Consider the following 25,912-nt stretch of genomic DNA (forward strand, 5'->3'; position numbering starts at 1 on the left):
CGCTGCCATCACGGCAGCCGCCGTCGCTGTTGGTAACGCGACTCCCATCGCCGCTGCCGCTGCGCCGTCGAGTGCGGGCCCGGAGCGTGTCGACGCGGCGGTCGCGGCCGATCGGGGCGGCAGCAGTGCCCCGGAGGTGCCGGTCGGATTTGGCCGTTGAGCGAGCTGGCTCACCGGCAGCTATCCGATCTCGTTGACGTTAGCGGCGGCGCGATCCAGCTGTTGGGAGTCGAGCACGACGACAAGGGCCTGACCACTTTCACCGTCTCCCTTGACACCTCCGGGGTCGTCACGCGCGGGTCGGGTATCCGCGTGCGTGCGCGGGAACGATTCGAGATCCTCGTCGAGGGTTCCTTCCCGTTGGCGCATCCAGACGTTTACGTCACGCACCGGCGATGGGCAGGGACGCCCCATGTGCAGTGGGGACGCGTCTTGTGCCTGTACGCGGCTCCTTCGGTGGAGTGGAACCCCGCGGACGGGATGCGCGGCCTGATCGGCCGTCTAAACCTTTGGTTGCAGCGTGCTGCGGCTGGAGAGCTCGACCCGGCAGGTCAGCCGCTGCACCCGCCGGTTGCGTACAGCTCGTACAAGAACGGCTGGGTCGTGGTCCGACCCGATCTGGGCGACCTCGCCCCATGGACAGACACCGAACCCGACGCCACGCGGGTGCGCCTGCTGTTCGCCTGGTGCGCCCAGCGTGGCAAACGGATCGACGTGCTGGAGTGGCTGACTGGGCCGCAGGTCTACCAGCGTCTGATGGCTGACGAACTGCAGGCCCGCGACGAGGACGGCACAGCTCACTTCGCTGCCCCGCTGGTACTGATCAGCGACACCCTCGACATGGAATACCCCAGCACGGCCGACGCCCTTGCGGCCTCACTTGAGACCTACGGGTACAGCCGCGACGAGTTGCTGCGGGCTTTCGTGACCGCCCGCACCATCAACAAAGCAGTCGGTGTCGCGCTCGACGGAGACGCTGCCGTCCCCGCCATGATGCTGCTCGGCACCCCCGCACGCCGGCTCAACCCCGGGCAGGCGCTAGCTCACGTCACGGCCTGGCTTCTGGATGACCTGGGGGCGCAGATCACTGATCTACTCCAAGACGTCAGCCCCGAACATGTCGAGCTCACCCAACAAGTGCACGACCTGGCGAAGAGCTGGCTGGGCTTCGCAAAGATTCAGTGGATGGTCATTCATGAAGCCCGCTCAGAGGTGACCCGACGCCGCGACTCCGGATCGCCCTCCCAATGGCTCACGGGCCGCAAGGTGCTGATCCTGGGATGCGGCGCCCTCGGCGCACCCATCGCGGAACACTGCATTCGCGCCGGCGTGGCGCAGCTGCACGTGGTCGACAAAGGCGTCGTCACGCCCGGAATCCTGGTCCGACAGCCCTACGACGACGCGGACATTGGCTATAACAAGGCCGAACGACTCGCGCAGCGGCTGTCTCGTATCCGCCGAGACCTCACCGTCACCAGCTCCAGGTTCGATATCGTGACCGGCACCCTCGCCGATCCCGCAACACTGCTCGAGTACGACCTCATCATCGACGCGACCGCCGACATCGGGGTGCGGGTCGGGATCGAACGCGCACGCGCAGTCACGCGCGAACACTGGCCCCCGATGATCAGCGCGCTCTTCGGGCACACCGCGCAGCGCGGCATCGCCACGGTCTCGATGCCCGGAGCTACCGGCAGCGGCCACGACATCCTGCGTCGCCTTGCCATCGACACCGTCACCAGCTCACCCCCCGGGTGGAAAGCGATCACAGAAGACCTGTTCCCGAACCCGCCGCGCGCCGATCGATTCTTCCCCGAGCCAGGCTGCTCAGCTCCCACCTTCACCGGCGCAGCAGCCGAGGTCACGGCACTGGCATCCACCCTGTTCTCCGCCGCCCTGGTCATCGTCGCCAACACGAACGCAGCACCGATGTCCGCGGTCGGCTGCGACCTGGCACCCACAGCATCAGGTGCTCGACCCGTGCCGTTAACCTGGCCAAACGATCTCACTCTCACCGACCACACCGGTGAGTACAACGTGTGCATCAGCGAACGGGCGCTGACCGAGATGCGCACCGAGGCGCGGCGAGGACGACGGGTACGCGGGGAACGCATTGAGACCGGGGGAATGATCCTGGGCAGCCTCGATGAAGCCACCCAGACCGTCTACATCGATAGCGCGACCGGCCCGTCGCCCGACAGTCACCTGTCCGCGACGTACTTCGACCACGGTATCGAGGGCACCCAGGACATCGTCACGAACATCCGCACCGCGACCGTCGATCGGGTCGGATTCGTCGGCATGTGGCACACCCATCCGAACGGCATCGCCTCACCGAGCCGCACCGACGAGGCCGGTATGGCTGACATCGTCTCGCCCGACGGTACGGGGCGCCGAGCCGTCATGCTCATCCTCGGTGGACGCAGCACCACCTGGCAGGCATGGCTGGAGACAGGCACACCACCCGACCTATACGTGCGCGTAGTGAACCGTACGACCCAGTCCCGGCCCGAAGGGCCGATCGCATCCCACCTCATCTCGACCAGCGCATGGTTCCCGGGCGGATACGCCTACCCGAGCCACAGAGCCTCAGACGACGAGCATGAGCGCTCGGGTGACCACCGATGACCGCAAAAATCGGCCTCGCCCTGTCCGGTGGCGGGTTTCGCGCCGCAGCCTTCGGTCTCGGCGCACTACGAGCCCTCCACGACCGCGACGTCCTGGACAAGATCAGCGTCGTCTCCGGCATCAGCGGTGGCAGCCTCCTGACGGCACTGTGGGCCTACGGGCCCCGACGGTTCGACGAGTTCGACGAGTTCGACGACACGGTCACCGCTCTGCTCCGAGGCGGCCTACAGAATGAACTCGTCAGCCGCGCCTTCACCCCACGCGCCGCCTTGCGCTCAACGTTCAGCACGATGCGTACCCTCGGCACACGGCATGGACGCTCCTACTCCCGCACCGACGCCCTCGTCGAGGCACTGGCCGCACGCCCATTCGGCGCCTTACAGATGACCGACGTCACGCATACCGGCCTAGACACGATCATCTCCGCCACCGACATGAGCACCGGGAACGCCGTTAGGTTCGGCAGCGCCCTGAGTGCGTCCTCCCCATACGGACGCATCCTCGATGAGGTGAGGGTCGCCGAAGCCGTCGCTGCCTCGGCCGCGTTCCCCGTTTTGCTCCCCGCCCTCCATCGGCATTATGCGTTCGAACGGACCGACGGCACCCGCCACAACGAGACGCTCGTGATGACCGATGGCGGCGTCTACGACAACCTAGGCGTTGCCCCACTGCTACCCGGTAGGTCCACCCGGCACAGCCCTCACGTCTATGACCTGGACTACATAATGGCCGTTGACGCTGGTCGAGGACGCGGCGCACGAACGGCATCGCGCTTCCTCACCGGACGACTCGCACAAAGCTTCGACATCACCCACACCAAGTCCCAAGACGCCGCCCGCAGCCGCATCCACCTCGCCGGTGAGCGAGCCGAGATCAAGGGCTTCATCCACGTCTACCTCGGAATGCAGGACCACCGGCTCCCAACCCCTGTGGCTGATCTCGTTCCGCGCCGCGCCGTGCACGCCTACCCCACGAACTTCGCAGCGATGACCAAAACGGACCTCGAGGCACTCGCCCTGAGAGGCGAACAACTCACGCGCACACTCATCACCGCCTACACGCCCGACCTCGGCGTGTCACCAACGTAATGACCCACAACAACTAGCAGCTTCGCCCTGGTTCACCCTTACTTAACGATGCCGTCCCCGGCGGGGTCGCCGGTCCTCCTCGAGGATGTACTTCACCCGACTTAGGAAGGTGATCGCCGCGTGGTCATGCTGTCTCCGGAGAGCCGGGATCGATCTGACGTGCACACCTGGGACCGTGAAGGCGTGTTCGTACTCGAGGGTTGTTCCTGAAGCGTTCGCCGTGAGTTGATAGCTCGTCCTAGCTGTCGGGTCGTTGGTCGCTAGGTATCGCACTACAGCGTGGCTCTCGGGGACTTCCTCAACGACTTCGATGAGTTGAACGTGTTCAGCACCATCGCGGGAGGCTATAAATCCCTGCATCTCCCCTACCCCATCTGGGGTGCCTGGCACATGGAAAGCCCGGACGATCGATGGGTCTAGGAACAGCGCGGCCTCTGCTGGCCGGATGAGCGCCCATACTTCAGCTGATGAGGCTGAAATATGGGTGGAGTGTGAGACCCGAACTACCTCGTCCTTCGTGCGCTGGATGAGCAAGCTACCTTCCCCCTTCTGTCTAAAACGCCACTCGAAGACGGAGTAGCTAGCCGTCAGTAAAGCAACCCATCGCTATTTCGATGAGCAATGATGCCTCCTCATGTCGCGGGAGCAGCCGCATCACAACCCTTCGGCCGAGTTACTCGAGGCCGAAGCTCTTCTCACGGGCTGGCGTATGGGGCGTCTTTGGCCGTCCCTGGAAGGGGCGCTTGGTGGTCGTGACCGATGTAGATGGTGGGGTGCCGTTGCTGAGGTCTGCGGCGAGGAAGGCTTCGACTCCTTCGCGTGCGGCGGCGTCGTCCCTGAATTGGGTCATCAGTGTGTCGGCCAGGGCTGCGCGGCGGTCTCCTGAGTCCCACAACTCCTCCGAGTTCGCGGCTGCGTTCTGGGTATCTACATCGTTTTGGAGGTTCCCGCGGATGACCTCGCTTGATTGCTGCTCAGCGGCCGCATGGTCGCGTTGAGTGTCCTTGTTTTCCGATGCCTGCTCCAGCTCGACGTTGTTCTCCTGGCCGCCCTTATGTGCCTCGAGGTACTCCTTGGAGGTCAGTTTGTACCTGGTGCGGATCTCGTCCTCCATCTGCTCGCGGGAGGCCAGCGCCATGTTGTCGAGCTTCTCCCACTGCTGGGCCATTGCGTAGTGCAAGGCGATGTCCTCGGGGCGAGCTGATTCCCAGAACTGCGGCTGGTGAACTGCCGCAAGTTGGGTGCGCATGACTGCTCTCTCGGCTTCGAATCGTTCCTGGAGTTGCCGGCGTTGCGCTTGCTCAGCGCGCTGCATCTGTTCGTTTCGTTCGGCACGTTGGCGTGCCAGCATTTCTCCCAGTCGGCCGGCTACAGCCAGTGCAGACTGCAGCTGAGGCCGGAACAGTCCTTCGGCTCCGTCGGGTGCGTCGTGATTCATTGTTCTATCTCCCCATCTCCTGGTCATTATTCCTGTCGTGCCCTTGGTGCAGCTTCACTCGGGGCGGCACCATGATCGTCGGTTGCGCTTCGTTCAATGGACGGACGGCCTTCGGCGTCATTCCTTCGGGTGCCGGCAGCTGAGGCTCTGTCACCTCGGGCAGCGGTGCTGCGACGATGGCGAGCTGCTGACGCACGCTGTCGGTCAGAACCCGGGCTTCACGTAGGTCATTGTTGCTGCGCTGCATGTCCCGCAGGAGGCGGATGGTGCGCACGACCTGCTGCATGATGAGCGCCTGCGCAACCGGTGACGGTGCAGTCGCTGCAGCCATGAGGAACGCAGCTGTACCGGTCATCCTCAAAGGCGCCTGTACGGGTGTGCTGATCGTGACACCGGAACGGTGAGCAGAACGAGCGAGAGCCCGCGATGCCTGTGCAAGGGGTCCGGGTTCGGCTTCCGTGGCCTTCGACCAGGCGCCGAGGACACCAGATGTTTCCCGGGCCACGTGCGCCCACGTCTGGTGATCATCAGGGGCGACTGAGGACATGAGCCTGCGAGCCTTGGCCATGTCGAGCGCAAGCTTCCGCGCGGCTTCCTCGTCGATGGCACGACCGAACACGGTCGTCGCACGAGGACCACGAAGCATGTCCGGGGCCCGCCCGTGAACGATGCGCTGGTGGCGCTTGGCAGCCCACCACTCCTCAGCCGCTTCCTGGGACGCTTCCGGAGTATCGGACCACTCTGTGCGCAGAGCTGGAAGGGTCAGATCCTTTGCCAGCTTCCCGCCACCGAACCACACCGGGTCCATGCCTTTGGGTGGTCGTTCCGCGACGGAGTAACCGGTGACGACAGAGCGGCCACCGTCAGCGAAGCGGGCACTCACGAGCAGGTCCTGGCGGCGTAGCCGGCGCACGAACTCTGCCTCGCTTTCGGAGGCGACAGCACTTGCCCTGACGACGCGCTCCATCCGGTGACGGGCCGGTTCGATGGTGTTCCCGGTACGGCGGTCGGTTAGTTGTTCGGCGGGCTTCAGGCCTCGCTCGGAGTGCTGTCCCAGCTCGATGAATCCGAACTGCTTCTCGAGGTTCCGGGCGGCGCTCTGCGCCTTCGGGAAGTCCGACCAGTCGCTCCACTTGGTGCCGTCTTCACGGACGCGGGACGCGACGATGTGGATGTGGTCGTTCCCTGCGGTGCTCGTGCCGTGGTGCACCGCGACCCATTGGCAGGGTGCTTTGCCGTCACTCCCAGTGAAGCCCATGTCGTCCATGAACTTCCCCGCCATGTCCGCCCACTCGCGGTCGCTGACGAGACGCTCGTCGGAGCGCAACGACAGGGAGCAGTGCCAGACGTGGCTGGCCATCTCGACGTCGTTGATGCGCTCGTTCAGGTCGATTTCATCCGCGACCAGGACCGCGGACTGGTCGTTGAGCTGGGCGTCATCGAACCACGACATGATGACCGGACTGCCCGTCACGAGGTGCGGGTCGGTGTGCTCATTACTCTTACCCGGGCCGACCAGGTACTTCATCAGCCCAACGGTGCGAGAGCCTTTGGTGATGTTGGGAATCATGGCTTCAGCTCGTACATCTTCGCTTCGATCTGGCGCATGAGTCGGCGTGCTTCCTGCACAGCTGCCAGGGCGTTGTCCTTGACCTCGCCCGTGGCGTTCGCGTGGCGTGCCAGCTGGTTCACATTGTTCGCCGCTGTTCCCACCAAACGGCGAATCTCGAGCAGCGTCACGACTTCCTGCTTCTTGACCGTCAGCACGGCGGGGTCACCGGAACCGAGCGCAGCATCGACAAGGATCGCGGACGGCGACAAACCTGTTTGAGCTTCCAGCTGCAGCAGCTGAGCCCGCTCCATTTCTGACATGGAAACCCGCACGTACACGGTCTTTCCTTCGATGCGCTTGCGCCGAGAAGACCACACGTGCCGCTTGCCGGCGCTAGGAGGACGCACAGCAGGCTCCTGCTCCTGGCTCTCGCCCATCCGCTTGTCCTCCCCTCATGCCCAGCACAGCGCCCCTCCAACGGAGGCACCACACCCCAAGTGTGTCACCGCTCAGCCGCAGGCGCCAGCGGAATCAGTGTTTGTGGCACATAAATATATAGCTTGCTCCGCAGGTGATCCGTAAGCCTCTCGCGCGGCGGTCCGTGCCGAGTGGGGTGTTCGAGCATGCGGTGCGACGCTGCGCGTCTGGATTGATCCTCACGGCTGCGCCGTTCCGTTTCGGCTTGTGAATGTACTGTCCGCCCTTCTCTTGGCAAGGCTCCGAGGACGGCTTTCGCGGCATATCCTCGCTGCGCTCCGGTATTCCACGGTCCGATCTCTCCACCTTGCCAATTCACTTCGCGTCCAAGTGATGACGGCGTTGCCGAAAGGAACGCAGGGCAAAGATGAAAGAGGGACTCATGGTGGGCACGATGATGGCACCGAAAGATGTGGCTGAGTTGTACGGTGTGACAAGCCAGGAGCTTGCTCAGTGGCGGCGGGCCAACCTCGGACCGCCCTACTTCATGCTCGGACGAAACACAGTTCGGTACGACTCCGGCGACATCGAAGACTGGTTCAACGACCCTGCTAACGGGTACCTCCACGACTACCCAGCAGGACGATAGTGATGGCAACTGGCAAACACCGGTTCGTGCACCTGATTGCACGTTCCCCGCCACCGTCTTAGGTGGGCGTTAGGGTGGTTCGTATGGCAACCATCGACCTTGAAACCACCAAAGACCAGGCGCGCAAACTCCTCGACTCGCGCATCGCATCCGTCACCGATCTGGTGATTGCCCGTAAGCGCGTAGACGAGTTGCGTGAGCAGCTCGCGGAGGCCGAACGAGAAGACAAGAAGGCATACGTCCGAGCAACGAAGGACGGATGGAGTGAGGACGAGCTGAAGAAGCTTGGGCTCGACAACGGGGCCGCAACGAAACGTCGCACGCGGCGGACGAACTCGCCATCAACTGATCAGGATGTAGCCGCCGTTTGAGTGCGGAAGATCAACACAGGAGCACAGTGCAGTCGCCGATGAGTGGCCTTTTGATAGTCGGAAATCCCTACTGATGTCGCGACCCATGCGATTCTCCTTCGGGAACATCGAGACGGATGAGGATGCGCACTACTGGCGGCTCGATGGTGTCGAACGGAGAGACCGCAACGACTCGATTGACGTTCTCGAGAGTGAGCTAAAGAACCTCAGTGCCACTCACATGCAGCAGATCTACCGGAGACTGAACAAGTTCATAGGGTGGCCCCCATCGGACATCAACGTTCGCTTTGGAGACCTTTCCTCAGACCAGGACGCTTCGGATCTTGAGTACTTCCCCCACACTGGGGTCAGCTTCTCGTTCTACGAGAACAACTTGGTGCTCGTCGTTCAAACCTTCGTCGAACTGCCCGACCGCTTTCGGGGCGAACAAGATGTGGTGACTCTCATCAGCCCGCTGTTAGCGCGAAAGCGCCTGTCCCTGCTGGATGTTGATGCGGACGGGGACAGTGATGGGCACTGGGATGTTGACGCTGCACCTAGGCTTCAACACTCGTTCGCGCAGTCTTTTCGATCTACATGCCGACGCACTCCTCGTGAAGGCCCTGCTGGAAGCATCATCTGGCGATGTCTCCCACCAAACCGTCTCAGAGTTGATCCGGGGAGGGAATGTTGAAGCACTTTTGGGTCAGCCGGAGGGTGACTGGCTCGAGGTGAAAAGGCAGCACGCGGATCTCGCGACAGATGTCGGAAAGATCCGCCTCGCCCAATGGGTGTCGCAGTTTGCAAACGCCCCCAACGGTGGGGTCCTAGTGCTTGGTCTAGCGACGAAAGATCAAGGCAGTGGAGACGTAATTATCAAGGTCTCGCCCCTCCCTCGGCTCACTGGAGTTCGAAGGAAGTACGCACAGGCGATTGACGCGAAGATCGTCCCACCGATCGAGGATCTTCGGATCGAAGTAGTCGCTCACGAGGACGGTGATTTGATCTTGATCGAGGTTCCACCGCAGAGCGAGGAGAACAAGCCCTTCCTCGTACATGGAGCAGTCATCGAGGGCAAGGCTCATGGAACCTTCTTCTCAATCGTCCGCCGCCGGCATGACGAAATGGCATCAACACATCCGGCTAACGTGCACGCCAACCTGACAGTCGGCCGAGCCTTCTTGCGAGGAAACAGGCCCCCCTCGCCCCGCAACGCGGCCGATAGAGCGGCTAATGACACGAGGCGGGACAAGGGAGGGAGGTTCGACTGATCAGCGCTCGATGCCCTCGTCGCGACGAGCAGTCTTCGTCCGGAGTGCCGCGTCCGAGCGCTGATCAGGTGGGAGCTGCACGGGCAATCCCGACTGTTTTGGTGTCGGGGTGGCGAGCCGCATATCGCGTCGTAGCTCCTCGAGCTCGGCTGTCAGTACGGTCTGCGCTCCATCCTCGCCGCGCATCTCGCGGTTGATCCGCTCGACCTCCCACTTCGCCGTCTGCAACGCGTCGGTGTGCTTGAACGGTTGCTTCAGTGCGTTCGCTGCATCCCGGTACTCTTGGCGCGCTTCCTCCAGCTGCCGCTCACGCTTCACCACCTCATCGGGCAAGCGCGTGACCTGATTCTCGAGGCGCTGGATCACACCTACGGTCGGGAAGAGAGCGTCAGTGCGTTTGAGTTCCACCGCGACGCCGGGCGCGCCCTCGATCTGCAACGCGACGCGGGACGCACCCATCTCAACCATGTTCGCCTGGCCCTGGACAAACCTGATGTCGTGACCGCCGATGGAGGCCATCACACCAAGGTCCTTCGACCCCTGAATAGGAGGTCGTCCTGCTGCGTTCCTGTCCGCCCACGTGCGCAGCGCTTCCACGGCGTCAGTGCGCTTGTCGACGGTCCTACCGTTGATGGTCATGCGGAAGGCATCGCCGCCGACGTCGGGCGTTGTACGCGCAGCGGCGTCCTTCAGTGCGGGTAGTTCAGCGGCGAGTGCTTTGCCTCGGACGATGGCGCTGTCCTTGCGCCGGCTGAGCGCTGCCTGGTTGCGGTGCCAGCCGCGCTCAAGGCGCTGCAGGCGGGTGAGTTCCTGGTCGGCTTTGGACTTTTCCAAAATGAGCGGGTTGCCGCTGGAGATGGCTTTGACCTCGGCGAAGGACAGGGTGTTGTCTCCTACGTCCTCGATCTCGCGGACGTCGAGTCGGCCGCGCATGATCTGGTCGATGAACTTGCTTTTGCGCTCCAGCGTCTGCCACATGAAGGTGTCGAACGATCCCTTGGTGACGACCTGTGAGATGCCGATCTCGGGGTTCTGATTGCCTTGGCGGATGATGCGGCCGTGACGCTGGGAGACGTCGGCCGGCCGCCATGGTGCGTCGAGGTCGACCAGGTGCACGGCGCGGGCCTGCATGTTCGTACCCGTACCCATTTTCTGTGTCGATCCGATGAGCACGGCGACGTCCCCTGTCCGGCAGGCCTCGAAAAGTCGGCCTTTCTCGGCGTCGTTCTTAGCCTCATGCGCGAAGCGCACCTTGTGCTCGGGTACGCCTCGCTGCACCAGGTCCTCACGCAGCTGCCCGTACACGTTCCACTTGTCCGACGGTGTGCCGAGGTCGCAGAACACGATCTGCAAGGCTCCCGGCGTAGGGTGCGGATCTTTCGTCTCCGGGTCCATGTAGACACGGTCCTTGGTCTCCTCGTACACCTTGGCCACGAGGTCCGCGGTTGCACTGATCTTCGTGGCTCCGACGAGGGCGTCCAGCTCCGGGTCGACCAGGCGCATGTCGAGGGCGGCTTTGCGTCCGTCGCTGGAAATCTTCAGCATGTTGTCCTCGGTCGGATCGACCAGACGTGCCTGGATCTTCTCGGCGCGGTCTGCGATGTCCGCGATGTACGCCTCGAGCTCGATGGACGGTTCAACGGTGACCATGCGGGGCAGCCGCCTGCCGTCCTCGCGTTCCTCGATGTCGGGCACGGGCAACTGCAAGTCCTCGGCGGTCTTTACGTCCGCGAAGGTGTGGAACATCTTCAGCAGCTCGGGCACATTCTGGAACTTCGAGAACCGTTCTTTCATCTTGAAGCTGTCACCGCCGGCGACGGTCATCTCCATCTCGGTGACGACCTGGCCGAAGGTCGCAGCCCACGTGTCGAAGTCGTTGATGCCGGCCTTCTCCAACAGGTCAGGGCGCAGGTAGCGCTGCATCACGTACATCTCGGTGACACTGTTGGCGATCGGCGTCGCCGTCGCGCCGGTGATCACCCTGTCACCGTGGGTGTCTCGTAGGTACTCGACCTTGGAGTGCAGATCAGAGGCACGGTTGGAGCCGTCGATCGCCGCGTCCTGGATGTTCGAGGCGGTCGAGAGGTTCTTGAAGTCGTGCAACTCGTCCACGATGAGGTAGTCGATCCCGGTTTGCTCGAAGGTGAGCCCTGGGTCGATGGGGTGCTCGAGGAGGCGTTTAATCTTCTCCTCCTGAGCTTGCAGCCGGCTCTCGAGCTTCTTGACGCTCATCGCCTTGCCGCCACTTGCGAGTGCACGCTCCTTTGCGGCCAGAATTTCCTGGCGCATGCGCTCAACCTCGCGGCCGCGGTACTGCGCTTCCGATTCGGTCGACAACGGGATCCGTTCGAACGCGGTACGGGTCATGATGACGGCGTCCCAATCGTTCGCGGCCGCGCGGGCCACGAACTGTCGGCGCTTGTCGCCGGCGAGGTCGGCGGACGACGCGGCGAGGATCTGCGCCTGGGGGTAGATCTGCAGCCATTCGCGGGCGAACTGATCGAGCATGTGGTTCGGTACGACGATCGCAGGTTTGCGTGCCATACCGAGTCGCCGTAGCTCCATCGATCCCATGACCATCTCGGCGGTCTTACCCGCCCCGACCTCGTGGAAGAGCCCAACGGACGGCTCGGAAATCATGCGAGCCACGGCGGCGCGCTGGTGCGGCCGAGGGTGCCAGTCCTTGACGAGTCCGGGCAGGGTGAGTCGTTCACCTTCGACGGTGTAGTCGCGCAGCACAAGCGAGTTGAACCTACGGTTGTATTCGTCGGTGAGGGCGATGGCGCGGTCTGCGTCCTCCCACACCCACTCCCCGAAACGGTCCTGCATCAACTGGGCCTTCTCCTGGGCCGATGCTGTCTCGACAGGGTTGAGGATGCGGCGCTGGCTCTCCGGGTCGGGGTCCGGGTCGGTGACCTGGACTCTGCGTTGCTCGAGCAGGCACTTGAAGATTTCGCCCGCCGGCATCCGCTCGGTACCCCAGTCGTTGCGCACGGTGAAGCTGTGCCTGTTCGCCTGGACGTCCCAGTTCGCGCCGGTCACCCTGTCGACGCGTGCCTGCCGATCCCGCGTAATGGTCTGCAGGAACTCCTGGTGGATGTCGGCTGAGATCCAGATGGAGCCGATACGGGCCTCAATTTCATCAGCACCCAACGGCAGGGGCATGACCGCCTTCAGGTCCTCGACGTTGCGCAGGAATCGTTCGTCCTCGGCCGCGGCGACGGTGGCGACGTCGAGCTTCTCCCGAATGTTGCCGCTGAGGTACTCGGCACGCGTCTCCATGACCCCGGGCTCACCGGGCACGTCGTAGACCAGCTCTCCCAGTGCGTCCCTGGCGGATGCTGGGTCGAGGCCGAGCAGATTGGCTATCTCGGTGAGGTCGACTTCACCTCGGGTGTCGAGGGTGACGGCAAGGGCCTCAGCCGGGGTGTCGACACCTCGAATGGGCTGTCGTGGCTGGACCTGGCGACCGCGCTGCAGGGCTGCCGGGGTCGCTGTCTGGCTGACTTCATCGAACCGCTCCAAAGCCGGGACGATCGGCCCGAAGGGGTCGCTGCGCAGCAGCGCCACCGCTTTCGGCGTCACCCTGGCCATGATGTCCTCACCGGCGTCATTGACCTTCCCGGTGCGGCGCTCAGTGAACCGGTTGATCGGGCCGAAGGAATCCACGTAGGTGCGGTAGGAATCGCGCAGGTTGGCGCGTTCAGCGGCGAGCTCCGGAGTGTCCTCCACGTTGCTCGCCTCGAGCGTGAGCACGGAGCGGGCGAGGTCGCGCAGCCGCAACAGGGACCGCAGTTCTCGTGCCTGGGTCGCAGGGATCTTCAACGGGACGATTGATCCGTCAATGTCGACCTGGCGGAAGGTGCCGTCCGGTTCGGACATGATGTGTCCGGCCTGGAGCTGCTTTCCTGTTGGGACGATGGCGACAGACTCGATGACCTGCCCGGTCTGACGCTCTGCCACTCCCCTGCCGGCGTCGACGGCGGTGAGGGCGATGTCCTGTAGCTGGTTGTGCAGCTGCTCCGCCACGGAGCGCAGATCCTCGTTGCGCACGGTAAGCGTCGCTGACCCGTACATGCCGTTACCCACCACGGGCTCACCCAGCACCCGCTGCGGGTTTTCAATGAAGTAGGCATTCATCCGGGCCACGTCCTGGCTCGCGTCGAGCACCCCATCCTGTGCGGCATCCTGGCTGTCACCTACGGACAGGACGCGCGACTCCAGCCACTGCGGGCTCATCGGTTCTTCACCTGGGAGTCGTTTGCGGAAGATCAGCACGTCGGTCAGGGCATCGGTGCCAGCGGCGCGACGGTGCGCACCAGTCGGCAAGCGGACCGCACCAAGCAGGTCGGCTGTCTCGTAGATTTCACGGCGGGCTGCCGGGTTCTGGGCGTCCATCGTGAACGCAGACGAGATGACGCCGACGACGCCACCGGGTCGGATGAGGTCCAGGGACTTAATGATGAAGTGGTTGTGCATCGAGTGGTTACCCGCGTTGTGTCGCGGGTCGTGCAGCTTGGTCTTGGCGAACGGGACGTTGCCGATGGCAGCGTCGAAGTAGCCAGTCGGCAGGCGCGTGTCAGCGAAGGACTCGGCGCGGATGTCGGCGTCCGGGTAGAGGGCCTGGGAGATACCGGCTGTGATCGGGTCCAGCTCCACACCGGTCATGGTCACGGTCTCAGGCGCGAGGCCGATGAAGGTGCCCGCACCTGATCCCGGTTCGAGCACGCGGCCGCCGTCGAAGCCGAGCGTATCGAGGGTCTGCCAGATTTCCGTGGCGAGGGCAGGATCGGTGTAGTGCGCGTTGATGACCGTCCGGTTCGCGGCCCGGTACTCGCTCTCGCTCAGCAGCTCGCGCAGTTCGGCGCGGTCAGCTTCGTACTCACTCCGGGTCTCATCGAACACCTCTGCCACACCTGTGGCACCCCAGCTCCCCCACCGGGCCAGCACGGCACGCTCCTGTGCGGTGGCTGCCCGATCCCGGTCCTGCAGCTCACGCAGGACGCGCAGCGCAGCGACGTTGGCCTGGAAGCGCGCACGGGCACCAGACGGGGCAAGATCATCCTGCCGCGCAGGAATGAAGCGTGAATCAGCTTCAGCTGAAGAAACTACCTCTGGTAGTTCTGATCCATCTCCTGATTCCGGTAGGCGTCCAGCAACTCCCTCTGTGTCTGCGCGACCTCCTTGAACGCTTCCCGGAGTTCCCTCCGCTGGCGATCCACCTCGTCCTCTTCCGTCTCGTCGTCGCCCTCCGTCTCCATCACGTCCGGCGTCAACATCTCCGCCCGCACGATTTCCTCGGCCTGCATCCTCGAGGCGTTTAACCGGCCCACCTTCTGCAGGTAGGTCTCGCCCTCCAGATCCGGTCCCGCGATTTGGTACTGCAGCTCCCCTACCTGGTTCATCGCTTCCTCCCCCAACTTCCGGAACCACTCCTCCGGGTCCGGGATCAGGGCGTACTGCGCCGGCGCGGTCATCTTCCACGTCTCCTGCGCGAACTTGCCGTACTTGTTCATCGAGAACCTCCTCTGGTGGTGCGAAAAGAAATGCGTCTAGGTCGAGAGTTGCCTGACCATCAATCTGGTTGCGCTTGCGCGATCGCGCCATCGGACGTCCCCCTGGTGCCGGTAAAAATACTGCCTTCACCGTACCTACTCGGAGTCGTTTCACTCTTGGGGATCGAGACCCACCATCTTGTCTTCGGCGTCTCGAATGTACTGAGTTAGAGCTTTCTGCCTAGCTCCTACCTTGCGCACACGGGAGGCGATATCCCATGTGATCTCTGCGTAATCGAGCGCGGCGGCCTTGCCTATCTGCTGCGGATCAGGCGCGTGAACCGCGCTATTTCGGATCCGTCGAAGCTCGTCGATCTGCGCTGCCGTCGCCGCGGGAACGTTGTACCGCTTAGCCAAGACTGAGCCATTAGGCACCCGAACAAGAGGTGTTTCCGCTCCAACAAGGTCTTGTACGGCGTTCTCAACCATTTTCCAGCTCGTAAGGATTGCCGCCAACGGGGAAACATCAACATGAGCGCTCATTAGGTCCAGGTAAGACTCCTTTAGCTCCTCGGCGGACGGTATCGGACTGGCAGAAGCTTGCTCTGCCCGTGCCTCCGGAGTAGTCGGAACTTGATTGCCTTCTTTGGAAGATGCCTGACTAGGGGGCGTAGGCGGTACTGTCGGGCCCGGACCGTTTGGTGTTGGTTGCGGGGCAGAAGGTGGCATCCCGCCACCGTCGGAAGGACCGTCATCATCTATAGGACCAGGCGACGCTTCAACTACGGGTGGCACATTTTCTACCTTGTGCTTCAGCGCGTTGATTTCAGCCCCAAGCACGCGCCCGAATCTCGCACCGAGTCCCGCCGGTCCAGACAGTTCCTCCATCTGCGGAATGCGGAGGGCAATGGCATCAATCACCTGCTTAACGGATCTGCGGAACACGAGAAACAACACGAGGACGGTCGCGGGCCAAGCGAGTGAGGCCACAAGACTTGCGATGAGGGTCAGCAACTCTCCACTGACGAGGAAGCGGCCGAGGGTCAGAAGGTTGTCCAGGCTCATCCCTGATCCTCCCGCTCGTAGACGATGCTTCCAAGGCCATCTGTACGCAGTGCGCGGATGATCGTGGAGCGGTGAACTTTGAACCTTTTCGCGATGGCTTCGACAGTCAACTTTTCCTTCTCGCGGAGCCGGCGGGCTTCCACAACATCATGGGGTTGGAGGCGCGGCGGGCGACCGCCCTTCCCTGTAGCGACGGCGAGGCCGGCTTTCGTCCGTTCCCGGATCAGCTCGCGTTCCATCTCCGCGACGCTGGCGATGATGTTGAACATCAGCCGACCCGAAGCCGTGGTGGTGTCGATGCCCTCACCGAGGGACCGGAACATGATGCCTCGCTCGTGCAGCGAGTCCAGGAGCTCCACGAGTCCGCGCACCGTGCGGCCAAGACGGTCGAGCTTGGTCACCACGAGGGTGTTGCCTGGCTGCAATGCGCGCAGGCAGCTCTCCAACTCGGGGCGGGCCATCGTTGCCCCTGACTTCCCGTGGTCCGCGTAGACGTCATAGCAACCGGCGTCGACCAGCTGACGGGTCTGCGCCTCAAGGTTTTGATCCGTCGTAGAGACGCGGGCGTATCCGATCAGGACCCCGTCCGGCACCAGCCGCGGCTCCTCGACACCCTTAAGGCGTTCCGGCCGATCCATGTTCCTCCCCCAGTCCGGAGGGTCGCAGAATCCGTTCCACCCTCGCGTTATGACAGTACACGTTTCGCACTTGGTTAGAGAGCCAAAAAACGAGAGGATTCGAGTGGTGCATAAAGACTGGCTCTTAAACGGTCCCTTTTGACCCGCGCCCTGAGACCGTACATCGAGGAGCATTCGCACCACGGCAGACCGCGTTGACACTTGCTTGGCGGTACCGTAACGAGGTGACGAGCAATGGGGAAAAGAAACCGCCAAACCGTGTGACATCGGTCGAACTCAGTAAGCGAAGCGTGTGGGCTTGCTGGATCCTCGGCGTCGCCGCCCTATGCATCGGCGCCGTGGCTACCTTCATGTCCGACAACCAGGCTGGAACGACAGCCTTCGTCGTGGTGGGCGGGGTTCTCATATTCCTCGCCGTAGCTGGCAGATTGCCGCTTGCGTTCGAGATGGCAGGAGCTCGGATGGATGCGTCCTACCTTCAAGATTCCGCTTTCGAGGCGGGGCTTGATGCTGGTGCCGATCTAAATCGGCCTGATGACGACGACTCGACGGACTCTTCGGCCGCCAGCGACGTTCCATTTTCCTGGACGCCGACGGCAGCAGCGTGGTCGAGGATGAATTTCTCAGGTCCGGAAACCTGCCGCTTGTCATCCACAACGTACAGGCAACTCGATTACTGGGTGCGCACGGGTCTCATCACTCCCTTGCCGCAGTCTGAGGAGTCGCCGAACACCAGTTGGCGGTCAATGTTCTCCTTCAAAGACGTAGTCATTGTTTCAACAGTCAAGGAACTTCTCGAGGCAGGGCTGAGCCTGCAGGTGATTCGTGAGGCAGTAGATGAGTTGAAACGAGTGCCGATTACCTCACTTCATGAAGCGGTCGTTGTGATGGGTCCAAGGCAGTCACCTCTTCTTACTGACCTGGCGACCGCTTTTTCCATGGTTGAGTCCGGCGTTTCCGCCGTGATAAAGCCACTTGAATCAGTAATTTCGGGAATCATTGGAAAGCTGGAAAAGCGAGCTTCGCATGAGGCAAATGAGAGTAATAAGTAAAGTATGCTCACACATGTCCAACGGCTCGTTTTGTCCCTCTGGCGAGGGTTAGACCAACAGCCGTTCACTGACCCAGGGGAACCGGCCATTGGCAGCCAGACAGCAAAGCCCTAGCCGATGATCAGTGACTGCCCAGTAGCTCGTTCTCGCCTCAGTCAGAGATGAGTAGGTAGAGTGCATGGAACTAGCCCGTCCTAGGAGGGCTCGCAACGACTGGGGACCCTTTGAATCTTGCACATGCTCCATCTGCGCTTTTCGATCTGAACAGACGAAAAGGTCGGTACGGAGTGACATACCTGCGCAATATCTGTGCGCAGTTCGGCGTCGGTCTGGATGAAACATCGTCCGACGAGGATGTACATGGATTTGATTGTGCTGTGAAATATCGGATAGGCAGCGTTCCCGTACAGGTGAAGTGCACTTCAAAAAACTTCAGCAGAGACACACATCTCACAATGCCTGTCGAGGATGGATGGAAAGAAGCTTGGGCTGGCTACACTTCCGGCCCCGCCTACTTCCTGGTCGTTCGAGTGCCGGAGACAGCCGAGGAATGGATCGACCATGCGGTTGACCACGAGACGACGCATCGCGCTGCAGCATATTGGGAGCGTATAGATAAACGCGAAATTGGATCGAGTATTCAAGTTCAGCGATCCAACCGATTTTCTGCTTCCACCCTGCAGAGTTGGTACGAAGATGTACTTCGCGCCAACGGGGTGCCGACATGAACCAAACGACACCGGACGTCCAGGACCTCGTTGACTATCTGAACCTCACCGGCTGGAATCAACGCACCAGTGGCGAGTCCGGCGGTTTGTGGGAAGCGAAGAACGGCGACGTCATCGCAGTCCCACACAAGGCATCTGCCGGCGACCTAGCTTGGAACGGCGTAGTCGAACGTGTTGCTGACAGCGCTGGCCTGAGCAAAAAATCTATTGAAGCGTCGGTTCGGAATCTCTACGTAGATGTAACCGAGTTCCGTGCTGCTGACGACATCCTGATTCATGGATCAATCCCAGTGGAAGCGGGCTTCTCGCTAATCTCCACCGCACGAACACTTTTGCGCACAAGCGCGACCACATCTCGCGGCCCTAAAGCTCTCATTAATGGCAACTACTCCCGCCCTGGAGAACGGATCGTCGAACACGCCCGCTTTGGTCACACCATCCCGGGCTCGTACATCCTGCCGATGCTCGTGCCGATCTCACGACCACAACGCATCAGTGACTCCCTTCTCCATGACCCGAAATCACCAAGCCTCTACGAGCCAGAGGAGCGCCGCGCCACACGCACGATGGCCCAAGCGCTGAGCGCGATCCAGAACCGAGTTGTTGATCCCGATCGCGTGCCGGGACCCACGGTCATCATTGACCTCATCATTGCGGGAGTGAGCCGGGAAATGGTGAGTGCTTTGCATCAAGTGGTCAGCGATGCGTCGGTCACGACCTTCGATGCTTCCTTCCGGTGGGCTCCGGGTTTTCAAGAGCCACAGAAGCTGCCGTCGAAGATTGAGATTCCAGCAGGTGCAGCACGTGTACTGAAGAGCACGTTCGAGCTGATGCGACCACTGAAGAAAAGCCGCACTGAGAGCCTGACAGGTCAAATCGTTCAGCTTCGTGATGATGATTCAGTCGTCTTCGGTGATGTCAGTATTCGCACCATGCGAAATGGAAGAACATCGGAGGTCGATGTTCGGCTAAGAGGGCCCGAACTGCAGCAAGCACACCGGTGGTTCGAGGAACGTGAAGTTCTCGTCGTCGAAGGCGAGGTAGAGTCAACGCCCGGCAAAGGCTTGCGCATTGACGCACCCATACGAGTAGAGCCTCTAACCAACACGCTGTTGTTCGACGGATAAATGAGTCTCGCAAGACCACCCGTAAGGTGGTCGCTGTGATTACACGCAGTGGGGATCCGGCCGTACCGAGTTGGTTGCAGGAGTACGTGTCTGCTTTCGGAGCGGACTGCAAGAGAAAGCTCAAAGATCACGTTGGGCAGGCTGAGGCCTCGATTCGGAAGCCGCTGGACGTCCTCATCACGTCCTTCGGCGCCCAGCTGGGACTCGCCGTCGTCGCGTTCGACGAAGCCGCGGATGTGGAACGAAGCGTGCGACCTGATTACGCGGTACAAGTCAACGGAGCCGTCACCGGCTACGTTGAAGTGAAAGCACCAGGCGAGAATCTGGACCCCGCAGCGTTCAAAGGTCACAACCTGCAGCAGTGGAACCGCCTTAAGGACCTGCCGAATCTCGTCTACACCAACGGGATTGAATGGCGGTTATGGCGCGGAGGTGAAGCGGTTGGCGACCCCGTTCACTTGCTCGGTGGAACACTCATGTCTGCTGGCTCAGCGCTGCTTCCAAACGAACGCTTCGAAGGGCTCCTCACGGACTTCCTGAGATGGGAGCCAGTCCCCATACACTCCGTGAAAAAGCTTGTTACGACGATTGCTCCCCTCACTCGCCTGCTACGCGTCGAGGTCTTGGATACCCTCGCTGCCGAACGGCGCGCTGTCAGCAGTAGCGGCGGCAAACTGAGCAATCAGGTGTTCCTCGGCATGGCGAAGGAGTGGAAACACCTCCTCTTTCCCGGCGCCACGGACGAGGAGTTTGCGGATGGTTACGCCCAAACAGTGACCTTCGCACTACTCCTCGCAAAGTCCGAAGGACTCGATCTGAACGAGAGAGGCTTACATGACACCGCTACCGAGCTCGGGGAATCACATGGCCTGATGGCTCGGGCCCTGCAACTGCTAACCGACACCGTCTCTAAAAAGTTCAGGGTCACCCTGGACCTGATGGTTCGAACCACCAACGCTGTTCATTGGAACGGAGTCCGCTCCGGTGTAAGCGACATGTACCTTCACCTCTACGAGCACTTCCTTGCCGTCTACGACAACGAGCTGCGCAAGCAGTCAGGCAGCTACTACACGCCGGCACCAGTGGTCGAAGAGATGATCCGACTTACAGAAGAAGTGCTCGCCGGCCGACTCGGCAAATCACTGCGCTTACGAGATCCTGATGTTCGAGTGATCGACCCAGCTATGGGAACCGGTACCTTCCCCGTCCACATCATGGAAAGAGCCGCCTCTCAAGCAGCAGCTGAGATAGGCCCCGGAGCAGCCACCGAAGCTATCAATTCGATCGCCAGGCGACTGTACGGTTTCGAGCTCCAGACTGGCCCCTACTCGGTCGCGGAACTCCGGCTATCCGACCTGATTCGCGCTCACAACGCTCGCGTTCCCAGTAATGGTCTCAACCTGTTCGTAGCAGACACTCTCGAGGACCCGACGGCAACAGTAGGACAGATGTCCTACATGACCCAGCTCATTGCACAGCAACGTCAACGAGCCAACCAGATCAAGGCCACTACAAACGTGACCGTTTGTATCGGAAACCCTCCGTACAAGAACAACGCGGAAGGCAAAGGCTCCTGGATTGAGAATGGTGCCATCGACAGCGAGGGCGAGGGCATCCTCCGTGACTTCCGTAAGGACGGAAACGGCCCTGTCGAGTACACACTCAAAAATCTTTATGTCTACTTCTGGAGATGGGCCTTCTGGAAGGTTTTTGAATCAACGCCAGCTCCCGGCGCTCTGGATGGTGACTCTGGAATAGTCTGCTTCATCACGCCATCCAGCTTCATGACCGGGCCAGGGTTTAAGGGGATGCGTGAGTACATCAGGCGCCACTGCACAGAAGGGTGGATCATCGATTGCTCACCTGAGGGTCTTCGACCATCAGTGAACACACGCTTCTTCCCGGCCGTTCAGCACCCCCTTGCAATCTCGATCTTCCTTCGAAAGCCCGACAACGATCCCGACGTCCCAGCTGCACTTCACTACACATCGCTTCATGGCCGTCAGGCCGAGAAGTTCCGTCAGCTACAGGCGGTAAGGATCGATGACTTCGAATGGACTCCCGTCCGTGATGATTGGACTGCCCCATTCACCGCTGCCGCGGCTGGAGAATGGGACTCCTATCCGGGCATAGGGGATCTGTTCTCATGGTTGACTCCTGGAGTGAAACCCAACCGGAACTGGGTATTTGCACCTAGTACGGAGACGCTCGCCTCACGATGGCTCGAGCTGGTGTCGTGCGACAACCGCGCTCGGAAAGAAGAGTTGTTCAAAAAGTCTCGCGACTCGTCCTTGGATCGGAGCAAGCCGCCTCTACCCGGATTCGATGTGGAAAAATTCACCACGAAACGATTCGCTGATGAGATTCGGCTGGAACCCACCATCGTTAGGGTGGGTCATCGCTCTTTCGACCGTCAGTACCTCATCGCCGACCATCGTCTAATGGATACCCCACGACCTGACCTTTGGCGCTCACGCATCCCTGGTCAGGTGTTCCTCTCTGAACTGCACTCGAGCTCGCTAAGAACAGGACCCGGCGTAAGCTTTTCCAGCCTCATACCCAGTGAGCATTTCTTCCGAGGTAGTGAAGGTGGACGACTCGCTCCTATCTATCACCCCGACGGCACAGCGAACACAACCCCCGGATTGCTCGAGGCCCTGTCCTCACACTTTGGAGTACCGGTATCGGTTGAGGATCTGACCGCTTACATCGCGGGCACCGTGGCCCACAGCGCTTACACCGCCACTTTCGGTACTGAACTTCAAACGCCCGGAATCCGCGTTCCTCTCACTAAAGACCCCGAGCTCTGGACGCAGAGCACTGAGATTGGCAAGGAAGTTCTGTGGTTGCACACCTTCGGACAACGCTTCGCAGGTCAGGGCCGGAGCCAAAGCGTGCTCTCTGCCAGCCCACATCAGGTCAGGTATCTCTCCACCGTTGAGCGACTGGACGACGAGTACTCCTACGATGCACTCACCCAAACGCTCAGTTTCGGTGGTGGTTCGTGGGGTCCGGTGTCACCACAAGTGATGGAGTACAACACGGCAGGTAAACCAACCGTTGGCGCGTGGTTTTCTTACCGGAAGAAGGCACCGGTGGGTAAGAAGACCTCGCCCTTAGACAGCATCGTAGCGACGTACTGGCACCCTGAGTGGTCAACCGAGCTAACCGAGCTTCTCACCGCGCTTACACATCTCATAAGCCTCGAACCGCGCCAAGAAGAATTACTCAGTCAGGTCATCGCCAGCGATCACTTCACAGTGGATGAGCTGAAATTACTTGGTGTGACACCCGGCACCGATCGAAGCAGCCGGTCCCCGCGGCTCAGCTTATCCTCGGAGTCCAGCGATGAAAGTCTCTTCTAACCATCTACCGACTACTTCACCAACTGGTTAGGCACACGCCGCATCTACACCGCGATAGAATCAATGGCTGGGGTTCGATGATCTAAACCGAAGATTTAGGAGCGGAATGGCACAGCGCGTACAGGTGGAATTGATTGATGACCTCAATGGTGAAGTAGCACAGGAAACCGTTCGGTTTAGTGTGGATGGCGCCGAGTACGAGATTGACTTGACAACGGAGAACGCCAAGAAGCTGCGCTCTACACTCTCCGAGTACGCGGACAAGGCACGCAAGGCTCGCAACGGCCGGAAGAACCAGGCCGGACAGCAGTCAACGTCGACCAGTCGATCCAAGCGTGAGAACACTCAGCAGATTCGCCAGTGGGCGCAGGAGAACGGCTACAACCCCAGCTCACGGGGCCGCATCACGCAGTCGATCGTCGATGCTTATAACGAAGCTGCACAGTAGGGCAAGCGAAAGCAGGGCGTAGCTGGCCACGCTGGGACCATCTGAGAACCTAAGAGATGGTCTCAGTGTCGCTGGGCGACGCAACGGGCATCGGCATGAATGCCTTCGTATCCGTCCTCGAAGACGCCGCTGCAGTCGAGACAGTTGAAGCGGAAGCCGTTCGGCTGTAAGCGGTAGCGGGGGTTATCGCGGACCGCCTGGAGCTGTGCAGCTCGTGCGTCTTTCGCTGCTTGACGCGCAGCAATTTCATCTGCATTGCGTGCTTCGGCCATCCAGAACGGTGTCCCTTGAGGACCAATGACGTCTGAGTGCTGGGGCGCTGGTGCCGACTCGGTCATCTGTCGTTTCGGTTTTTTCTCTCGACGCTCCGGCTGCTTCTGTTGAGGTCGTGCGCGAAGTGCTTCCCATCCTTGGAGCGCCTGCTCGGAAGGGGCGTAGCGTGCTGCTGGTCCTTCCGCTCCTGTGATGAGTGACCACTTGTTTGGCGGAATCATGCGGATCAGCCGTTCCTGGATCAGCTGATTGCATTCCGAGCACTTAAAGGCGAAAGGATTACCCGAGCCCTTGAGAGGAACAAGCCTGCCTTTCACAACCGGAACGGTTACTAGCTCCAGCCAATCGTCGACGAGTCGATGAACGTCGCGAAGGTTCTCCCTCTCCGACAGCCAACCCTGCTTTTTTGGGTTGCTTCTTGTCGGATTCGTCAGCCGCCAGATCAGCACGGCGTGCTGGCTGTTCGGGCATCTGACTACGCTCCCCCAGGTTCGAACGCCGGTAACAATCGGCAACCCGCTGGTGACCGCGTGCGCGGGCATTGCCAACCGTACGAATTTTGCAGCTTCCTCTGCGGCTACTGAAGCCTGCTGTTGCTTGATCTTCCACTGAGCGGCCATTTTCCGCGCAGCCTCGTTGCTACGAATGAGCTCCGTCGCCGCTGCCGCCTCAGCTCTTTGGCGAGCAGCTTCCGCTTCTGCCAGACGGCGCTGCCGTTGATGGTCTGGGCTGCCAGGTTCCCATTTGAAGGAGGGATTCAGCACGTAGTCGACACATACGCCGACGCTCGTGGTCTTCCGGTGCAACGGCTGGTACTCCTGGCGGCCCAGCAAGTCGCTCGGCGCCTCAGGCAAGTCACTGCTCTTACCGAAGCCGGTAACGATGACCGGCAGCTCGAGCTCGCGCCAATACACCTCCTGTGGCACGACCCAGATGGGACCGATGCCGGCGTCAGCGTATCTCTGGGAGCGGTTGAAGTAATCTTCTTCGGTTTGTGCGGAGAGTTGCACCTCAAAGGCCAGGCGTCTGCCGTTGTCGTGCATGGCCATGACGTCTGCGATCCACTTGCGGTCGGGACCGACGTACTCAACCTCCGCACGCCACCCCGGACAGGCAGTGATCCGATCCTTCAGGGCAAGCTTCATCGCTAGATGTTGTGAAGACTCGGACTTGTGATCGATCTTGCAGTTGATTCTCGGCCAGTGGGCGAAGAATTGGCGCCCTAGGCGCGTGACTCGTTTGGCTCTTTTGCCGCATTCGAGGAGGACCAGGTCCTCATAATCGGACTGCTTTGGGAGAGCGCGCCAAGGATCATGAGGTATCTCGGTCGCGTCTAACCGCTCACCCTTCAGATACGCCACCAGCTGCATCCAGTCCCCCTGCTATTGATCGCCAGTCCTCCAATCCAACAGGACGATCAACCACCAATGGCTCATTTTCTGAGCATGTTTTTCCACAGCATTCGCATCTTTCCGCGACAGAGATTCACCAGGGGGGTTTAGCCTGTCGACTCAATCGGCTTGATCAGTTGGGGTCCGTTGTTGCGGACTGATCCGACCTCCTTGCCCACGATCCGTGGGACGAGGTTGGGTTCGGGGATGGTGTCGATGAAGTGTTGCACCTGGTCTCGTTCGGTCATTGTGGGGTTCAGCCACTGATCCTGCAGGTCCTTGGGGATGATGACCGGCGTCCGGTCGTGGATGTGCCCGAGCGCGTCGTGGGCGGCCCGGGTGAGGATCGTCGCGGTCACCAGCCACTTGTCGTCGGCGTCCTCCGCCTTGCTTGGGTCGGGCCAGAACTCGTACAGGCCGGCGAAGCCCAGCAGCTGCTCCTCGTCCTCACCGTGGAGGTAGTGCGGGGTCTTTGTCCCGTCCTCGTTCTTCTGCCACTCGTAATAGCCGTTCGCCGGTATCAGGGCCCTGCGCTTGGCGGCCGCCGTGCGGAACGACGGCTTCTCCGTGACCGTCTCGCTGCGGGCGTTGATCATCCTCGCCCCGGCCTTCGGGTCTTTCGACCACACGGGTACAAGTCCCCACCGGGCTATCTCAAGGCGACGCACCATCTCGCCCTCGCGCAACTGCTCGGACACGAACGGGATCCCCTGCATCGGGGCCACGTTCCACGATGGCTTCAACTCGTCCTGGAATGTCTCGTCGACGCTGAACTCGTCCCGGATGGCGGCCTTGTTCCCTGCAATCACGAAGCGTCCACACATACGGGTAATTCTGCCCCGTCTCTCGCCATAGGGCCTCTGCCGTGGTGAACTTAGGCTCCGCTGCGCCGACCTGTACGGACGCCTCCTCACGGGCCGGCGCAGCGCCATCACCG

19 protein-coding genes are annotated in these 25,912 nt (G+C 61.3%); 9 read left to right on the forward strand and 10 right to left on the reverse strand.

The features are described 5' to 3' along the window. Window positions 1-156: 156 nt before the first annotated feature. Window positions 157-2,628, forward strand: coding sequence for an anti-phage 6A-MBL system cap2_3 protein (gene cap2-3 / locus AC4D2O_RS16795; protein WP_490908496.1), 2,472 nt, complete (start codon window positions 157-159; stop codon window positions 2,626-2,628). Then, a complete protein-coding gene (locus AC4D2O_RS16800) occupies window positions 2,625-3,716 on the forward strand; it encodes a patatin-like phospholipase family protein (RefSeq protein WP_490908497.1) in 1,092 nt (363 codons plus the stop codon). The genes cap2-3 and AC4D2O_RS16800 overlap by 4 nt, the downstream gene beginning before the upstream one ends. A gap of 42 nt (window positions 3,717-3,758) precedes the next feature. On the opposite strand, the gene AC4D2O_RS16805 is transcribed toward AC4D2O_RS16800, so the two are convergent. From AC4D2O_RS16805 to mobC, 4 genes are all read right to left on the reverse strand, one after another. After that, the gene (locus tag AC4D2O_RS16805) at window positions 3,759-4,250 is read right to left on the reverse strand and encodes an SRPBCC family protein (protein WP_490908498.1); all 492 of its coding nucleotides are present in this window, start codon (window positions 4,248-4,250) and stop codon (window positions 3,759-3,761) included. A gap of 139 nt (window positions 4,251-4,389) precedes the next feature. Continuing rightward, window positions 4,390-5,154 (reverse strand): hypothetical protein, encoded by a 765-nt coding sequence (locus tag AC4D2O_RS16810; protein ID WP_490908499.1) that lies wholly within the window; start codon window positions 5,152-5,154, stop codon window positions 4,390-4,392. A 4-nt stretch (window positions 5,155-5,158) separates the two neighbouring features. Further along, entirely contained in the window at window positions 5,159-6,682 is a 1,524-nt protein-coding gene (locus AC4D2O_RS16815; protein WP_490908500.1) for a relaxase/mobilization nuclease domain-containing protein, read from the reverse strand. 38 nt (window positions 6,683-6,720) lie between these two features. Continuing rightward, the gene (gene mobC, locus AC4D2O_RS16820) at window positions 6,721-7,143 is read right to left on the reverse strand and encodes a plasmid mobilization relaxosome protein MobC (protein ID WP_490908501.1); all 423 of its coding nucleotides are present in this window, start codon (window positions 7,141-7,143) and stop codon (window positions 6,721-6,723) included. A 712-nt stretch (window positions 7,144-7,855) separates the two neighbouring features. Here mobC and AC4D2O_RS16825 point away from each other — a divergent pair. Beyond that, the gene (locus AC4D2O_RS16825) at window positions 7,856-8,143 is read left to right on the forward strand and encodes a hypothetical protein (RefSeq protein ID WP_490908502.1); all 288 of its coding nucleotides are present in this window, start codon (window positions 7,856-7,858) and stop codon (window positions 8,141-8,143) included. 593 nt (window positions 8,144-8,736) lie between these two features. Further along, on the forward strand, window positions 8,737-9,393 hold the full coding sequence (locus AC4D2O_RS16830; protein ID WP_490908503.1) for an ATP-binding protein: 657 nt from the start codon (window positions 8,737-8,739) through the stop codon (window positions 9,391-9,393). On the opposite strand, the gene AC4D2O_RS16835 is transcribed toward AC4D2O_RS16830, so the two are convergent. The 4 genes from AC4D2O_RS16835 to AC4D2O_RS16850 form a co-directional block, all read right to left on the reverse strand. Then, on the reverse strand, window positions 9,394-14,298 hold the full coding sequence (locus tag AC4D2O_RS16835; RefSeq protein WP_490908505.1) for a helicase-related protein: 4,905 nt from the start codon (window positions 14,296-14,298) through the stop codon (window positions 9,394-9,396). Window positions 14,299-14,501: 203 nt separating this feature from the next. Next, window positions 14,502-14,909: a TnpV protein gene (locus AC4D2O_RS16840; RefSeq protein WP_490908506.1), complete on the reverse strand. Its 408-nt coding sequence runs from the start codon at window positions 14,907-14,909 to the stop codon at window positions 14,502-14,504. Between the two features lie 150 nt (window positions 14,910-15,059). Beyond that, window positions 15,060-15,953, reverse strand: coding sequence for a hypothetical protein (locus AC4D2O_RS16845; protein WP_490908507.1), 894 nt, complete (start codon window positions 15,951-15,953; stop codon window positions 15,060-15,062). Further along, a complete protein-coding gene (locus AC4D2O_RS16850) occupies window positions 15,950-16,591 on the reverse strand; it encodes a recombinase family protein (protein WP_490908508.1) in 642 nt (213 codons plus the stop codon). Before AC4D2O_RS16850 ends, AC4D2O_RS16845 begins: the two co-directional genes overlap by 4 nt. A gap of 338 nt (window positions 16,592-16,929) precedes the next feature. Between AC4D2O_RS16850 and AC4D2O_RS16855 the strand changes: the two genes are divergently transcribed. The 5 genes from AC4D2O_RS16855 (at window position 16,930) to AC4D2O_RS16875 (ending at window position 23,311) form a co-directional block, all read left to right on the forward strand. Further along, window positions 16,930-17,643: a MerR family transcriptional regulator gene (locus AC4D2O_RS16855; RefSeq protein WP_490908509.1), complete on the forward strand. Its 714-nt coding sequence runs from the start codon at window positions 16,930-16,932 to the stop codon at window positions 17,641-17,643. Between the two features lie 287 nt (window positions 17,644-17,930). Next, window positions 17,931-18,371: a DUF4365 domain-containing protein gene (locus AC4D2O_RS16860; RefSeq protein ID WP_490908510.1), complete on the forward strand. Its 441-nt coding sequence runs from the start codon at window positions 17,931-17,933 to the stop codon at window positions 18,369-18,371. Then, window positions 18,368-19,498, forward strand: coding sequence for a hypothetical protein (locus AC4D2O_RS16865; RefSeq protein ID WP_490908511.1), 1,131 nt, complete (start codon window positions 18,368-18,370; stop codon window positions 19,496-19,498). The genes AC4D2O_RS16860 and AC4D2O_RS16865 overlap by 4 nt, the downstream gene beginning before the upstream one ends. Before the next feature lie 35 nt (window positions 19,499-19,533). Beyond that, the gene (locus AC4D2O_RS16870) at window positions 19,534-22,863 is read left to right on the forward strand and encodes a type ISP restriction/modification enzyme (protein WP_490908512.1); all 3,330 of its coding nucleotides are present in this window, start codon (window positions 19,534-19,536) and stop codon (window positions 22,861-22,863) included. A gap of 106 nt (window positions 22,864-22,969) precedes the next feature. Beyond that, a complete protein-coding gene (locus AC4D2O_RS16875) occupies window positions 22,970-23,311 on the forward strand; it encodes a histone-like nucleoid-structuring protein Lsr2 (RefSeq protein WP_490908513.1) in 342 nt (113 codons plus the stop codon). Window positions 23,312-23,373: 62 nt separating this feature from the next. Here AC4D2O_RS16875 and AC4D2O_RS16880 read toward each other — a convergent pair whose 3' ends face one another. Both AC4D2O_RS16880 and AC4D2O_RS16885 read right to left on the reverse strand, forming a co-directional pair. Continuing rightward, window positions 23,374-24,954, reverse strand: coding sequence for a competence protein CoiA (locus AC4D2O_RS16880; RefSeq protein WP_490908514.1), 1,581 nt, complete (start codon window positions 24,952-24,954; stop codon window positions 23,374-23,376). Window positions 24,955-25,082: 128 nt separating this feature from the next. Further along, the gene (locus tag AC4D2O_RS16885; RefSeq protein WP_490908515.1) at window positions 25,083-25,799 is read right to left on the reverse strand and encodes an SOS response-associated peptidase; all 717 of its coding nucleotides are present in this window, start codon (window positions 25,797-25,799) and stop codon (window positions 25,083-25,085) included. Window positions 25,800-25,912 lie beyond the last annotated feature (113 nt).

It is taken from the genome of Arthrobacter sp. TJ-238, assembly GCF_058269215.1.

Coding starts and splice junctions, on each gene's coding strand:
- AC4D2O_RS16875 (WP_490908513.1), top strand. CDS start 22,970: ATGGCACAGCGCGTACAGGTGGAATTGATTGATGACCTCAATGGTGAA.
- mobC (WP_490908501.1), bottom strand. CDS start 7,143: ATGGGCGAGAGCCAGGAGCAGGAGCCTGCTGTGCGTCCTCCTAGCGCC.
- AC4D2O_RS16815 (WP_490908500.1), bottom strand. CDS start 6,682: ATGAAGTACCTGGTCGGCCCGGGTAAGAGTAATGAGCACACCGACCCG.
- AC4D2O_RS16885 (WP_490908515.1), bottom strand. CDS start 25,799: ATGTGTGGACGCTTCGTGATTGCAGGGAACAAGGCCGCCATCCGGGAC.
- AC4D2O_RS16865 (WP_490908511.1), top strand. CDS start 18,368: ATGAACCAAACGACACCGGACGTCCAGGACCTCGTTGACTATCTGAAC.
- AC4D2O_RS16850 (WP_490908508.1), bottom strand. CDS start 16,591: ATGGATCGGCCGGAACGCCTTAAGGGTGTCGAGGAGCCGCGGCTGGTG.
- AC4D2O_RS16800 (WP_490908497.1), top strand. CDS start 2,625: ATGACCGCAAAAATCGGCCTCGCCCTGTCCGGTGGCGGGTTTCGCGCC.
- AC4D2O_RS16825 (WP_490908502.1), top strand. CDS start 7,856: ATGGCAACCATCGACCTTGAAACCACCAAAGACCAGGCGCGCAAACTC.
- AC4D2O_RS16810 (WP_490908499.1), bottom strand. CDS start 5,154: ATGAATCACGACGCACCCGACGGAGCCGAAGGACTGTTCCGGCCTCAG.
- AC4D2O_RS16845 (WP_490908507.1), bottom strand. CDS start 15,953: ATGAGCCTGGACAACCTTCTGACCCTCGGCCGCTTCCTCGTCAGTGGA.
- AC4D2O_RS16840 (WP_490908506.1), bottom strand. CDS start 14,909: ATGAACAAGTACGGCAAGTTCGCGCAGGAGACGTGGAAGATGACCGCG.
- AC4D2O_RS16880 (WP_490908514.1), bottom strand. CDS start 24,954: ATGCAGCTGGTGGCGTATCTGAAGGGTGAGCGGTTAGACGCGACCGAG.